Source organism: Plesiocystis pacifica SIR-1 (assembly GCF_000170895.1).
Classification (GTDB): domain Bacteria; phylum Myxococcota_A; class Polyangia; order Nannocystales; family Nannocystaceae; genus Plesiocystis; species Plesiocystis pacifica.
Window position 1 is genome coordinate 1 of sequence record NZ_ABCS01000024.1, and the last position, 12,623, is coordinate 12,623.

Here is a 12,623-nt window from a genome sequence, read left to right on the forward strand (position 1 = left end):
GAGGCGCCGCCGTGGTCGACGCGCCAGGCCACGCAGCCGTTGGGGTGGTCGACGAAGGCGTGGCGCACCCGGGCCTCGCCGACGCGCACGACCTCGCTCGCGCCGAGCTCGTGGAAGGCCAGGTCCGCGCGCATGGCCTCCATGCCCACCGGGAAGGTCGGGGGGCGCATCTGCTCGGACAGCACCTCGCGCACGCCGGGCTCGTCCGCCGCCCCAGCCCCGCGGACGTGCCACAGGTCGACGCGGTTGCCCGGCATGTAGGCCGGCCCGAAGAAGGGGAAGCCCTGGATGTGGTCCCAGTGCAGGTGGCTGAAGAACAGGTTGACGTGGAGGCGACCGGCCCCCGTCGCTCGGGCCAGGTCGCTGCCCAGGCGACGGATGCCCGTGCCCGCGTCGAAGATCAGCACCTCACCGGCGACCTCGACGGCGACGCAGGGCGTGTTGCCGCCGTAGCGACGGGTGGACTCTCCAGCGGTGGCGATGGAACCTCGGACTCCGTAGAAGCTGACTCGCATGCCCGGCTACATTGCAACCTCCGTTCGAGCTTGAAAGTTGCGTGATTTCAATGGCTTGCTCGAATGGGCGGGCGCGGGTGATCCACAGCTGATCCAGCATGGAGCAGGGCCTGCGCCAAGTTGGAGCAGGGGACCAGGGCTGGCTCGGAGCCCCGCTCGGTGTGGGGGGGCGCCGCAGCTCCCCCCGATCGTCGGTCGAGAGTGACCGCTCCGTCTGAGTCGTGGACGTGGGGCAGGGAGGGAGTGGCGTCGTCCACGACGGCTAAAATAGTCAGAGGGGTGGCCAAACTCGTTTTGGCCGACCTTCTGAGAGCGGCCGGCTTTACCCTCGGCAGAGTCGGGCCATACTCGAATGCATGTTGGATGGTCGTCGCGTGGCGGAGGAGGCCTGGCCCTTCGCCCTCGGTGAGAGCCCCTTTCGGGTTCGCGCGGCCGCCTACGCCGAGCTCGTCGAGTTCGTCGACAGCCACCTCAGCGGGGGCTTCGTCGAGGCGCTCGAGGACGTCGATCCGGCCGTGCTCGCGTGCTTCGAGGAGCTGCCCGGCGCGGACGCGTGGCTCGACCTGACGCCGCTGGTTCACGCCAGGCGCTGGTGCGCGCGACACTGCGGCCTGCGCGAGGAGCAGCTCGGTCGCAAGTTGGCGCGACTCCGAGCCGAGCGCCAGCTGCGGACCTGGGCCCGGTGGACGCTCCGCATTGCGCCGGCGCGACTGCTGGCCCGGCGCATGCCCGAGGTCTTTGGCTTGCAGATCGATTTTGCCCAGGTCCAGGCCCTGGCCCTCGACGACGGGCGGGTGGGCGGTCGGATCCAGGGGATCCCGGCCTGCCTCGCCGAGCACGTGGTGGGCGACGCCTGCGCCCACGCCGAGCGGGTGCTCGAGCTGTGCGCCGAAGGGTCGCGCCTGCGTGCGGGAGCTCCGACCGTCGACGGCTCCGAGCACGGGGTCGATCTCGTGAGCGTGTCCTTCGAGCTCGAGCTCGTTTGAACTCGGACTAGTTGGGGGCTTCGCCCTGCCCGGAGGCGGGCTGCTCGAGGCTGAAGTAGGCCGGCCGCGCGAACCCGCAGCGGACGCAGCGGAGCTGGACGACTCGCAGCCGACGCCCGCCGAGGGTCTCGACCTGCTGGCCCTGGCTGCGCATGTCGCCCTCGCACACCGGGCACGGCCAGCGCTCGGCTCGACCTTCGATGACCGCGGGCGAGCGCACGTGGATCGGCCGGGAGGGGTCGGCGCCCGGGAGCTCGGCGGCGTCGGGGAGCGGGAGCATGGCCGGGAGCTCGTGAGCCTGGCCGCGGGCCTGCTCGAGGACGCGGCGACGGCTGACCCGGCGCTCGTGCCCGCGCCGGAGCAGGATCGCCACGCTAGCGAGCACGAATGCGACGAGGAGGATGTCGGCCACGACGGGCTCCTAGCTCAGCGTCTCGACCAGCTCCTCGCCGAGCTCGTCGTCGGCGGCGAGGATGAAGTCGGTGATCAGCCGCGAGACCTCGACGGGCGCCATGACCGGGCCCATGTGGCCGACGCCCTCGAGCTCGACGTAGCGGGCCAGCTCCCGGGGCCAGGCGCGGGCGAGGATGCGGCTGCAGTCGCGGCCCGAGCGGGGCGAGTCCGAGCCCGCGAGGGTCAGCAGCGGCAGGCCGGCCTTGGCCAGGGTGCGGAGGTAGCGAGACAGGGGCAGGGCGTCGAGGGCGGTCTCGCGGACCTCCTGGAACATCTTGCGCCGCGCGGCCAGCCACGGGCGGCGCTGCTCGGGCCCGAGCTCGGCCCAGGTCCCGGGTCCGCTCCAGTAGTCGAGGAAGCGCTCGACCCAGGCCTCGGTCACGCCGAAGGTCGGGTCGAGGAAGCGCCCGTCGGTGTTGTACTGGTCGAGCTCGGACAGGGCCTCGGTCGCGCCGGTCGAGCGCAGCACGCCGAAGCAGGTCGGCTCGTACAGGGCGATGGAGCGCAGCCGGGTGGCGAGGGCGCTGCGCTCGTGCGTGGCCTCGAGGGCTTCGACGGCCTCCACGGCCGCGCGCAGGCCGACGCGCCCGCCGTAGGAGTGGCCGACGAGATGCACCGGCCCCTCGCCCTCGCAGGTGCGCAGCACCGCCTGGACCAGCTCGACGTCGTGGGTCGTCTCGAATTCCTCGTTGGCGGGCCAGGGCGCGGACTCGCCGTAGGCGATGAAGTCCGGGGCGAGCACGCGGTAGCCGGCCCGGGACAGGCGCTTGGCCAGGCGCCGCCACTGCTTGCCCGAGAGCCCGGTGCTGGACAGGCACAGCACCGTCGCGTCGGTGCGCGGGCCTGGGACGGGGCGCCACTCGTGGACGCAGATCCGCAGGCCGTGGGTCGAGACCTGGAAGCTCAAGGGCGGGCGCTCCCGAGCGCGGCCTTGGCCCGGCGCGCGCGGGATCGGGCGCGCAGGGGCGCGCCGAGGAGCAGCAGGGCGAGCCAGGGCAGGGCGCGACGGTCTCGGTCTTGGTTGGGGCTGGGCTCGGCCGCGCACGCGCAGCCGGCCTCGTCGAGCTCGAAGGCGTCCGCGCCAAAGCCCCCGCCCGGGCCCTCGTCGCCGAGCTCGTCGTCTCCGCCGTCGTCCTCTTCGTCGCCCAGGCCGGTGTCGCCTCCGTCCGCGCCCTCGTCCGTCGCGGGTCCGCAGATGCCGTCCTCGCACACCAGGCCCGGGTCGCAGCCGCCGCCCATGGTGCAGGGGCAGCCCTCGGCGCCGATCGGGCAGTCCTCGGTGGTCGCGTCGCCGCTGTCTTCGGCGGAGCTCTCGCCCTCGTCTTCCGGCGAGGGCTCGCCCTCGTCTTCGGTCGTGGTCTCGCCGCCGCCGGTGGAGCTGTCCTCGTCGCCCCCTTCGACGCACGCGCCCTGGGCCTGGACGACGTTGATGTCGGCGCCGTAGTAAAAGCGCAAGATGGCGTCGTAGTCGTAGCCGTTGTGGTTCTCGAGGCAGCGCGCGCCCCACTGCGACATGCACCCGCGGTTTTGGCCGTAGCCGACCTCCCCGGGCTCGAACACCCAGCCCAAGGTGGTCTGCTCGACGTCGAAGCCAGACAGGCCCTGGTTGTAGGTCACGAAGCCCTCGGTCCCGCCGCCTTGGCCGATGCACTCGGGCGGGGCGGTGCCGTTGTCGCCGGCGACGTAGAAGCTGTAGGTCAGGGTGTCGCTGTGGCTCAGGTAGATGCCGCTCGTGGCCGCGACCGCCTCGTAGACCGCCTGGCTGGGCTCGGAGGCGCAGGAGTAGACCTGGCAGCCCTGGCTGTCGCACACGCTGCCGTGCTTCTCGACGTAGTAGTAGGCGACCGAGCGGGCCGCGATGGCCTGGGCCTTGAGGGCCTCGAGGTTCGCCCCGCCGTTCTCGCACATGACCACGTGGGGCAGGTAGTCGGTCTCCATGTCGACCACGCCCGTCCCCTCGACGAGGATCTCGCAGTGGGCTTCGTCGAGGGGCGCGGGCACGGCCTGGGCGTTGTTGTAGGTGCCCCGGAGCATGGCGGCCGCGTCCCCGTTGCCGTCTTCGCCGGAGCACGCCGCGAAGCTCAGCGCGGCCGCGCACGCTGCCAGGGCCAGAGCCGGGAGGGAGCGATGGGGCGCGCGAACCATGGGTTCATGGTCGCACGTCGGGCCCAGGCCGCCAACGATGCGCTATGGTCTCGCCCGTGTTGCGGGAGCCCGTCGGATGATCTTCGTGTCCGGGACCAAGCGCAGCGGCACCTCGATGTGGATGCAGGTGCTGGCGGCGGCGGGCGTGCCGATCCTCGGCCGAGCTTTTCCGCGCAATTGGGCCAGGACCCTGCGCGAGGCCAACCCCGAGGGCTTTTACGAGAGCCTGCTGCGCCAGGGCGTCTACTACCGGACCAACCCCCACCCGACCACGGGCGAGTACTTCTTGCCGGACCAGGTCGAGGGCTACGCGGTCAAGGTCTTCGTTCCGGGCGTGGTCCGATCGGAGCGGGCCTACATCCGCCGCCTGGTCGCCAACGTGCGGGCGTGGCGAGACTACGCGGCGTCCATGGCCCGGCTGCACGCCCTCGAAGACCGGGCCATGGCCGAGGCGGCGGCGCGCTCGGCCGAGGCCGAGCCGAGCCCCTCGGAGCCCGTCCGCTTCCCCCCAGTGTTCGAGTGGTGGATGGAGAACTTCGCCCTCGTCCGCGACATCAGCCTGCGTCGCTATCCGGCGCGCTTGCAGGCCTACGACCGCGTCGTGGATGCGCCGGCGCAGATCCTCGGCCCGGCGCTCGAGTGGCTCGGCGTGCCGGACATCGACGCTGGACTGGCGGCGGTCCGCCCCGAGCTGCGCACCCAGGTCGACAGCGAGCTCGCGCTCGAGGCGGCCCCCGAGCTCCCCCTCGAGCCCCGCCACGCCCGCGTGTTCGACGAGCTCTACGCGGCCATCCACGACGGCGCGGCCCTCGACGGCGCGCTGCTGTCGACCCTGAACCAGACCAACCGCGAGCTGCTCCCGCGCCTGCGCCAGGTCCAGGCCAAGGTCGCCGCCTATCAAGTCCGCGTGTCCCGGGCGAACCCGAGGCGGGCCGAGGCCGTCGCCGGGCTGCCCGAGTGCTCCTCGGGAGCCGGGCCGCTCACTGACCCGTGAGCACGCGGGCGGGGTCGGTCCGCGCGGCCCGGGTCGCGGGGAAGAAGGCCCCGACCACGCAAAAGGCGATGGCGAAGCCGAAGGCCGCGAACAACAGGGCCGGGTGGAACTCGAAGTAGGTGTGGGGCTTGTAGGGGAACTCGGGGATGTAGCGCTCCGAGACCCAGTCGAACAGGCGCCCCGCGCCGATCGCCACGGCCACGCCGACGCTCCCCGCGAGGGCTCCGACCACGGCCGCCTCGCTCAGGATGATGCGCCGGATGTCGCGGCGGCTGGCCCCGAGGGCGCGCATGATCCCGATCTCCTGCTGGCGCTCGTACACCAGCATGAAGAACACGTGCATGATGTTGACCGCCGCGATCCCGACGATCACGATGCTGACGAAGCCGAACACCATCATGAAGATGGTGATCAGCAAGGCGGCCTCCTCGGCGCCCGTGTCGGTCACGTCGAGCTGCATGTCCTTGACCGCCGCGGCCACGCCCGCGACGTCGTCCTTGGACCGGATCTGCAGCACCGCCGAGTGGTAGATGCCCGCGGTCTTCTCGTCGCCAAACTCGACGTTGAGCCGGCGGATGTAGCCCACCGGCATGGTCATGCCGAGGTTGATGGCCGTGTCCGAGAAGCCGACCAGCATGCCCTTGGCCGAGAGGGTCCGGTCCTTGGCCGAGGCCTCGACCATGGACGCGCCGAAGGTCAGGTCGAACTTGAAGCCGACGGCCGAGTCGGGGTTGATCTTGGGGAAGCCGTGGGCCCGGCGGACCGAGCCGTTGTAGAGTTCGACGATGTGGTTGGAGACGATGATCGGGATGTATTGGCGGCAGCGCGGGTTGTCGACGGGCTTGGGCGGCGGCTCCTTCTTGCGCTGCTTGGCCCGCTTGACCTGCCGCTCCCAGGTGGCGAGCTCGTCGACGCCCCAGCAGTAGTAGGTCTCGCCGTGGGTCTCCGTGCACTGCTCGTCGGTGTCGCACATCGTGGCCGAGGGCAGGCTCTGCCAGCCGTTGAAGCCCTCGACCCCGGCCTCGAAGTCCTCGAAGGGGTACTCGCCGTCGACGTCCTCGCTGACCAGGACCGGCTCGACGCCGTCGGCGATGAGCTCGGCGCGGAGGTTGTTGCCGAACAATTTTTGGCCGCCGTAGACCATCGAGGGGATGGTCAGCTTCATCTTGGGGTAGACGGCCTCGACGTTGGGGATGGCCTCGAGGGCCTCGACCTTGGCCTCGTCGATGATCTCCGTGGCCAGCGGCACGCGCAGCACGCTGACGTCGATGTCGAAGCTGCGGGGGATGACCTCGATCTTGTCGAGGGGGAAGATCTCTCCGAGCACGACCTTGCGGACGCCGCCGCCGAGGGCGAGGAAGAAGGTGAAGGCGGCGATGCCGACGACGATGCCGATGGACGCGAGCAGGAAGTGCTTGCGGTTTTGCTTGAGGTCGTCGACGGCGATGCCGAGCAGGCGAGTGAGTCTCACGGCTGGGCCTCCTGGCTGGGCGCGGCGGCTTCGGTGGGCGCGGGGGTGTCGTCCCCCCCGTCTTCGGTGGGGTCGAGCTCCGGTCGTTCCCGGGTGGCGAATTCACCCGCTCCCTCGACGACCTTGCCGTCGTGGATGCGGACGACCCGCTTGCAGGCCTTCGAGATCATGTCGTCGTGGGTGACGATGATGAGCGTGATGCCCTGGTCCTCGTTGAGGGCGCGGAAGAGATCGAGGATGGCGTGGGCCGTGGACGCGTCGAGGTTGCCCGTGGGCTCGTCGCAGATCATCAGCCGCGGGCGGTTGAACAGCGCCCGGGCGATGGCCACGCGCTGCTTTTGCCCGCCCGAGAGGGTGTTGGGCAGGGCGTCGCACTTGTCCGCGAGCTCGACCTGCTCCATCACCTCGCGCCCGCGGGCCAGGGCGGCCTCGCGGGTCATGGACTCGCTGCCTCGGGCGAACACGGCGGGCAGCGCCACGTTCTCGAGGCAGCTCATGTGCTCCATCAGGTAGAAGCTCTGGAAGATGAAGCCGATGTTGCGGTTGCGGTAGTCGCTGATGCCGACGTCGTCGAGGCTGTCGAGCTGGCGCCCGTCGACCTCCACGCTGCCCTCGTACTCGCTGTCGAGGGCGCCGAGGATGTTGAGCAGGGTCGTCTTGCCCGAGCCCGAGCGCCCGACGATGGCGACGAACTCGCCCTCCCCGATGTCGACGTCTACGCCGCGCAGGACCTCGTTGACCACTTTGCCCGTGGTGTAGCTCTTGCGTACGCCGCGGAGGCGGATCATCGCGTGGACGATAGCCGCCGGTCTGGGGCCGGTCAAACTCGCGCACAGCGTCAAATTGTCAACGCGGGGGCCGGTCCTGGGGGGTGGCGGAGCGAGCGGGAGATTTGGGCCGGTGGCGCTGGGCTGGGGCGACTCGGGGCGACTATACTTCGCGCGAGAGGTCGCATGAGCCAGGGAACGGTATTTGACAAGATCCTCGACGGTGAGCTGCCTTGCCACCGCGTGTACGAAGACGACCAGGTCCTGGCCTTCCTCGACATCGCGCCCCTGGCTCCGGGCCACACCCTGGTCATCCCCAAGCAGCGCCGGGCCTTCCTCCACGAGCTCGACGACGAGGTCGCGGCCGCGCTCGGGCGCGCGCTGCCCCGGGTCGCGCGGGCGGTCATGGCTGCGACGGGGGTGCCCGAGTACAACGTCCTGCAAAACAACGGGAGCAGCGCGCACCAGGCCGTGTTCCACGTCCACTTCCACATCATCCCGCGCGTTGGCGAGCACGGCCTCGGGGTCGGCTGGGTGCCCGGACAGCTCGATGGGGAAGAGGCGCGGAGGCTGCTCGGGGCGATGCATGCCTCACTAGCGAGCGAGGCTTAGTCCACCCCCCGCGCGCCCAGGCGTCGTAGACTTCTGGGTGGACGGTCATGGTCACAGACCACCACAACCCGGATGCCGAGACGAAGCAGCCCATGAACTTGCCTCCCAACTACAATGGGGCAGGGGCCTCGCGCTCGAGCGGGAGCTACGGACAGGGGGGCTACAGCGTCGCGGCCTCTCAGAGCACGCCCGTGGCCTCGGTCTACGGCCACTCCGTCGAGGAGCTGCCCGGGGCGCAGCTGAGCGTGTCGCAGCCCATCGACGGGGGCGGGCCGCTCGACTCGACCCAAAAGGAGCTCGCCGAGCTCGAGGAGAAGGGGACGCTGTGGCTGCTCGCGGCGGCGGGCGGCTTCTTCCTCGGCCTGGGTTGGGTCACGGGCCCGCTCGCCTGGTACTTCGGTGGCAAGCTGCGCGGCCGCTATCGGGCCCTCGGCCTGCACCCGGCGCCCTCGGCCAACTGGGCCTGGGGGCTTGGCCTGGCGAGCACGGTCATCTACGTGTGCTCGATCGTCTCGCTCGTCGCCTTCATCTTGTTCGTGGCGCTGGCCGTCAGCGTTTGAACTCGACGTCCGCTAGCCGTCCGAGCGGGCGGCGAGGCAGGCGTCGAGGCCCGCGCGGTAGTCCGGGTAGCGCAGCTCGACCCCGAGCTCCTCGCGGATGCGGGTGTTGGCCACGCGCAGGTTGTCGCTCCAAAAGCTCCGCGCCATGGGCGAGAGCTCGGCGTCCTCGAAGGCGACGGGGGGGGGCGGGTCCACGCCGAGGAGCTGCGCGGCGTACTCGATCACCTCGGCGCTCGAGCAGGGCTGGCCGTCGCTCAGGTTGTAGGCCCGGGGCGAGCGGCGCGGCCCGTCGATGGACCGGACCAGGACCTCGACGATGTCGTCGACGTGGATGCGGTTGAAGACCTTGCCGGCCTTGACCACGCGCCGCGCCCGGCCGCTCTCGACGCGCTCGAGGGCGCTGCGCCCGGGCCCGTAGATGCCGGCGAGGCGGAACACGTGGGCGCCCGCGGCCAGCCAGCGATCCTCGGCGGCGACGCGCCGGCGCGTGCGCTCTTTGCTGGGGCGGCGGGGACCGTCCTCGTCGACCCAGGCGCCCTCGTGGTCGCCGTAGACCCCCGTGGTCGACAGGTAGGCGGCCCAGCGCAGGCCAGGGAGCTCGGCCGCGAACTCGGGGTGATGCCGCAGCACCGGATCGTCGGGGCCGGGGCGGATCGAGTGGACCACGTGGGTGACGCCCGCGAGCGCGCGCGCGGGCAAAGGCGCGCTCCCGTCGAAGGCGACGAGCTCCCACGGCCGCGTCGCCGCGGCGGAGGCGGGCAAGGTCGCGGCCTTGGCCTCGGGATCCCGCGTGGTCCCCACGATCTCGAAGCCGCGGGCGTGCAGGCGCAGGGCCAGTCGGGTCGCCGTGTAGCCCAGGCCCAGGCACAGCAGACGACCGGGAGGGTCGGCGGGAGACTTCGGAGATTCGGACACGCCCGCTAGCGATAGCACCCGCGGCGAGCCGCCTCCAGCGGGCGCTTGTCAGGGCCGAGGGCGGCTGATTAGATGAGCCCGATGATTGGCCAGACCCTCGTGCACGAGATCAACTGTACGCCCGAGCGCATGTGGGAGCTGTTCTTCGACGATCAGTACAACATCGACCAGTACGTGGGATCCCTGGGCTTCACCAAGTGCGAGATCCTCGACAAGCAGGACGACGGCGAGGTCCTGCGCCGGCGCATGGAGTGCATCCCCAAGATCGACATGCCGCGGGCGATCCAAAAGGTCGTCGGCGACCGCACCGGCTACATCGAGTCCGGCGAGTGGACGCGCAGCACGGGGGAGTGGCGCTGGTCGCTGAACCTGTTCGCGTTCGGGGAGAAGCTGCGCGTGGGCGGGACCATGCGCCTCGAGCCGCTCCCCGGCGGGCGCTGCAAGCGGGTCACGCCCTTCGAGGTCGAGGCCAAGGTGTTCGGCATCGGCAAGATCGTCGAGAAGACCTCGGCCGACAACATCGTCAAGGGCTGGAACGACAGCGCCGCGTTCGCCAACCAGTACGTCGCGCGGAATCCTTAGGATCCACCGAGTGCTGCGACGCTGCCACGGCTCGACCTCCGCCAGCGATCGGGCTACTTCTGGGTCTTGCGCATGTGCGCGTCGAGCTCTTCCTGGCGCAGCTCGACCAGCTGCTGGCGAAGGTCCCACACGGCCGTCTGCGCGCGGTCGTACTCGTCGTAGTCGACGATCCGCCCGTTCATGTAGGCCTGCGCCGCCGTGGCGAAGGGCGGGGCGGCGTTGGGGTAGCGCCAGCGCATGTCGGCGCGCAGGCCATCGCTGACGACGCCGAGCTGGACGCCAAAGTCCCCCATGAGCTCGGCGAGCTCGTACTGGTTCACGAAGCGCTGGCTGGCCTGCTTGCGGTTGACCCGGTTGAGCTCGTCGAGGGCGCGGAGGAACTCCTTTTTGCGCGCCTTGAACTTCCGGGAGTGCGGGACCTTGGCGGCCTCGTCGGGGCTCAGGGTGTGGTGGTCGTCGATGCCGTAGAGGAAGTCCTCGGGCTTTTGCTCCCAGGGCTCGTTGGTCTCGACGAGGGAGATGAGCTTCCAGCTCCAGTAGCTGCGGAAGGCGGGCGTGGGCTGGCTGCCGCGGGCCGGGTGATCGGCGCTGGCGAGGGTCTCGGCCTGGGCGCCCGCCTGGGCGTTGGTGGTTCGGCTGATCAGCCCGGGGTCCGTGGTCATCAACAGGTGATCACCGACGATGGCCAGCTCGACCCGGCGCCAGTCGGGGACGCTCAGCTGCCAGCGCCCACGCTTGGCCTTGAGCGCGCCGCCCATGGCCTTGTTGCGCGCGAGGCCGTCGAGGGCCGCGGTGATCGCCGCGGGGTCGCGCAGCCCCACGTACACGCCGCCGCCGAGCTGCTTGGGGATCTCGCCGAGCTTGGCGCTGTTGGGCGCGCCGTCGAGGGTCACGGCCAGGCCCGCGTCCCCGCGCAGGGCGGGGAAGATGTCGGCGAGGAAGTCGACGCCGATCTCGGACTTGGCCTCGGCGTTGAGTTTTTGGAGGTTCTCGCCCTCGGTGCGCAGCACCATGTCGAAGAGCTCGAGGGCGGCGGTCACGTCGACCTGGCCCTCCTGCAGCATGAGCAGCTCCTGGTCGAGGCCGCGCAGCAGCGGGGACTCGTTGGCCATCGGCGTGAACACCCGGCGCAGCAGGCTCTCGGGGCTCATGCGCACCCGCGCCTGGGCCTGGATGCCGCCGCTTTGCAGGTCGCCGGAGATCAGCGCGACCTCCATGGGCCCGAACAGCTCCCGGACGAGGGCGCGCTCGCCCGCTCGCTCGCGCTGGCGCTCGGCCTGCCACTTGCGCTCCTCGGCGAGGCGCTCTTCGAGCATGCGAATTTCCTCTGCGTCCGCGCCGCGGCGACGCGCCGCGTCGATCTCGTCTTCGAGGTAGCGGACGCTGTAGTCGTCCCCGGACTGATCGGCCTCGATCGCCGCGAGCACCTCGGGGACGTTGACGAAGATCATGCCGTCGTCCTCCTTGCCGAGCTGATCCCGAGACCAGCCGAACAGCTCGGTGCGGCCCAGGGACTCGCGGGGGTCGAGGGTCGCGGCCATGGCGGTGTAGTCCCGGCGCAGCTGCTCGGGATGGTCGGCGACCACGAACATGGCCACGTTCTCGCGCAGGACCAGGCTCAGGCCGCTCTCGAGGCGCATCACTCGGCCGAGGCCGACGTCGGAGACCGCCGGGCTCTGCCCCCCGGTGTCCCGGAGCACGCGCATCACCGACTCCTCGAACAGCTGCGCGTCCTTGGTGGTGACGTAGGCGAAGGCCGCGAATTCGGGGGCCTCGAGCAGGCCGCCGCCGACGGGTCCGTCGATGTCGATGCCGAGCTTCGCCCAGTCGCCGGGGGACAGGGGATCGGCGCCGATCGGCCCGACGAGCTGGGACCAGATGAGCTCGAAGTCGGGGATCTGGCGGAGGGGATCGAAGTAGGCCAGGAGCTCGGCCGGATCGCTGACCTCGACCAGCAAGAGCGCGTCGTCGGGCAGGAGGTCGGCGGGGTGCTCGAACGGGGAGGGCCTCGACGGTCTCGGCCGCCTCGCTGCCGGGCTTGCGACCGTCGGGCTCGGCGGGCGAGTCGAGGCCGCCGACGTCGATGGTGCTCGACGGCGTCTTGCAGCCCTGCGTCGACGCGAGCAGGAGAGACGAGAGGGCGAGGGGAGCGAGGCGCTTCATGCCGGGCAATGGTACTGCCTGGCCAATTCGTGGGGGCCACCCGCGCGCGGGTGGGGTCCGGGAATGAAGCGGCGCGGGCTCGTCTTGGCGGGGGAGCAATGAACGACGCGAGCCAAAGGCTGACTCGATCCAACAAAGAACGCATGGTCCTGGGTGTGTGTGGCGGCATCGCCGAGCGCCTCGACCTCGACCCGACCCTCGTCCGCCTCGCCTTCGTCGTGTTCTTCTTCGCAGGACCCGGCTTGCTCGCCTACCTCATCGGCGCGCTGGTGATCCCGAAGGCGCCGGCGCTCCCGCCCTCGGTCCGGATCCGACCCCTGCCCTACGAAGGGGCGAGGCCGCCGTCGGGGTCCCCCGCGTACGCGACGCCGGGCGATCGCGCCATGGCGCGGGTGCCGAGCGGTGGCGCCGCGGTCCGGCGCTACTGACGTCGAGTCCGGCCAGGGAGCCGCGCGAATTT

General features: G+C 70.9%; 14 protein-coding genes. 6 read left to right on the forward strand and 8 right to left on the reverse strand.

What is annotated here, in order from left to right:
- A partial coding sequence (locus tag PPSIR1_RS14470; protein ID WP_006971825.1) for an MBL fold metallo-hydrolase occupies window positions 1-515 on the reverse strand: 515 nt, incomplete at its 3' end.
- A gap of 356 nt (window positions 516-871) precedes the next feature.
- On the opposite strand from PPSIR1_RS14470, the gene PPSIR1_RS14475 reads away from it, so the two are divergent.
- On the forward strand, window positions 872-1,501 hold the full coding sequence (locus PPSIR1_RS14475; protein ID WP_157595552.1) for a hypothetical protein: 630 nt from the start codon (window positions 872-874) through the stop codon (window positions 1,499-1,501).
- 7 nt (window positions 1,502-1,508) lie between these two features.
- Here the strand turns inward: PPSIR1_RS14475 and PPSIR1_RS14480 are convergent, their stop codons facing one another.
- The 3 genes from PPSIR1_RS14480 to PPSIR1_RS14490 are packed head-to-tail and all read right to left on the reverse strand — an operon-like array spanning window position 1,509 to window position 4,099.
- On the reverse strand, window positions 1,509-1,913 hold the full coding sequence (locus PPSIR1_RS14480; protein WP_006971827.1) for a hypothetical protein: 405 nt from the start codon (window positions 1,911-1,913) through the stop codon (window positions 1,509-1,511).
- Between the two features lie 9 nt (window positions 1,914-1,922).
- On the reverse strand, window positions 1,923-2,861 hold the full coding sequence (locus PPSIR1_RS14485; protein WP_006971828.1) for an alpha/beta fold hydrolase: 939 nt from the start codon (window positions 2,859-2,861) through the stop codon (window positions 1,923-1,925).
- Complete coding sequence (locus tag PPSIR1_RS14490) at window positions 2,858-4,099, reverse strand: SpoIID/LytB domain-containing protein (RefSeq protein ID WP_006971829.1); 1,242 nt, start codon at window positions 4,097-4,099, stop codon at window positions 2,858-2,860. Before PPSIR1_RS14490 ends, PPSIR1_RS14485 begins: the two co-directional genes overlap by 4 nt.
- A gap of 85 nt (window positions 4,100-4,184) precedes the next feature.
- On the opposite strand from PPSIR1_RS14490, the gene PPSIR1_RS14495 reads away from it, so the two are divergent.
- The gene (locus tag PPSIR1_RS14495) at window positions 4,185-5,093 is read left to right on the forward strand and encodes a hypothetical protein (protein ID WP_157595553.1); all 909 of its coding nucleotides are present in this window, start codon (window positions 4,185-4,187) and stop codon (window positions 5,091-5,093) included.
- On the opposite strand, the gene PPSIR1_RS14500 is transcribed toward PPSIR1_RS14495, so the two are convergent.
- Complete coding sequence (locus tag PPSIR1_RS14500) at window positions 5,080-6,564, reverse strand: ABC transporter permease (RefSeq protein ID WP_006971831.1); 1,485 nt, start codon at window positions 6,562-6,564, stop codon at window positions 5,080-5,082. The genes PPSIR1_RS14495 and PPSIR1_RS14500 overlap by 14 nt on opposite strands.
- Entirely contained in the window at window positions 6,561-7,352 is a 792-nt protein-coding gene (locus tag PPSIR1_RS14505; RefSeq protein WP_006971832.1) for an ABC transporter ATP-binding protein, read from the reverse strand. The genes PPSIR1_RS14500 and PPSIR1_RS14505 overlap by 4 nt, the downstream gene beginning before the upstream one ends.
- A gap of 165 nt (window positions 7,353-7,517) precedes the next feature.
- On the opposite strand from PPSIR1_RS14505, the gene PPSIR1_RS14510 reads away from it, so the two are divergent.
- Together PPSIR1_RS14510 and PPSIR1_RS14515 are read left to right on the forward strand one after the other, a co-directional pair.
- Window positions 7,518-7,943 carry an HIT family protein gene (locus PPSIR1_RS14510; RefSeq protein ID WP_006971833.1) on the forward strand — a complete coding sequence of 142 codons (426 nt, stop codon included), beginning with the start codon at window positions 7,518-7,520 and terminating at the stop codon, window positions 7,941-7,943.
- Between the two features lie 92 nt (window positions 7,944-8,035).
- Window positions 8,036-8,503, forward strand: a complete 468-nt coding sequence (locus PPSIR1_RS14515; protein ID WP_157595554.1) for a hypothetical protein — start codon at window positions 8,036-8,038, stop codon at window positions 8,501-8,503.
- 12 nt (window positions 8,504-8,515) lie between these two features.
- On the opposite strand, the gene PPSIR1_RS14520 is transcribed toward PPSIR1_RS14515, so the two are convergent.
- On the reverse strand, window positions 8,516-9,418 hold the full coding sequence (locus tag PPSIR1_RS14520) for an SDR family oxidoreductase (RefSeq protein ID WP_006971835.1): 903 nt from the start codon (window positions 9,416-9,418) through the stop codon (window positions 8,516-8,518).
- A 72-nt stretch (window positions 9,419-9,490) separates the two neighbouring features.
- Between PPSIR1_RS14520 and PPSIR1_RS14525 the strand changes: the two genes are divergently transcribed.
- The gene (locus PPSIR1_RS14525; protein ID WP_086001327.1) at window positions 9,491-10,000 is read left to right on the forward strand and encodes a DUF2505 domain-containing protein; all 510 of its coding nucleotides are present in this window, start codon (window positions 9,491-9,493) and stop codon (window positions 9,998-10,000) included.
- Between the two features lie 53 nt (window positions 10,001-10,053).
- On the opposite strand, the gene PPSIR1_RS14530 is transcribed toward PPSIR1_RS14525, so the two are convergent.
- Window positions 10,054-11,958 (reverse strand): hypothetical protein, encoded by a 1,905-nt coding sequence (locus PPSIR1_RS14530; RefSeq protein ID WP_006971837.1) that lies wholly within the window; start codon window positions 11,956-11,958, stop codon window positions 10,054-10,056.
- Window positions 11,959-12,261: 303 nt separating this feature from the next.
- Here PPSIR1_RS14530 and PPSIR1_RS46050 point away from each other — a divergent pair, with 303 nt between their 5' ends.
- The gene (locus tag PPSIR1_RS46050) at window positions 12,262-12,591 is read left to right on the forward strand and encodes a PspC domain-containing protein (protein WP_086001328.1); all 330 of its coding nucleotides are present in this window, start codon (window positions 12,262-12,264) and stop codon (window positions 12,589-12,591) included.
- Window positions 12,592-12,623 lie beyond the last annotated feature (32 nt).

Bases quoted from the DNA above. Each gene is read 5' to 3' on its own strand.
- PPSIR1_RS14475 (WP_157595552.1), top strand. From the start codon at position 872: ATGTTGGATGGTCGTCGCGTGGCGGAGGAGGCCTGGCCCTTCGCCCTC.
- PPSIR1_RS14490 (WP_006971829.1), bottom strand. From the start codon at position 4,099: ATGGTTCGCGCGCCCCATCGCTCCCTCCCGGCTCTGGCCCTGGCAGCG.
- PPSIR1_RS14505 (WP_006971832.1), bottom strand. From the start codon at position 7,352: ATGATCCGCCTCCGCGGCGTACGCAAGAGCTACACCACGGGCAAAGTG.
- PPSIR1_RS14510 (WP_006971833.1), top strand. From the start codon at position 7,518: ATGAGCCAGGGAACGGTATTTGACAAGATCCTCGACGGTGAGCTGCCT.
- PPSIR1_RS14515 (WP_157595554.1), top strand. From the start codon at position 8,036: ATGAACTTGCCTCCCAACTACAATGGGGCAGGGGCCTCGCGCTCGAGC.
- PPSIR1_RS14525 (WP_086001327.1), top strand. From the start codon at position 9,491: ATGAGCCCGATGATTGGCCAGACCCTCGTGCACGAGATCAACTGTACG.
- PPSIR1_RS46050 (WP_086001328.1), top strand. From the start codon at position 12,262: ATGAACGACGCGAGCCAAAGGCTGACTCGATCCAACAAAGAACGCATG.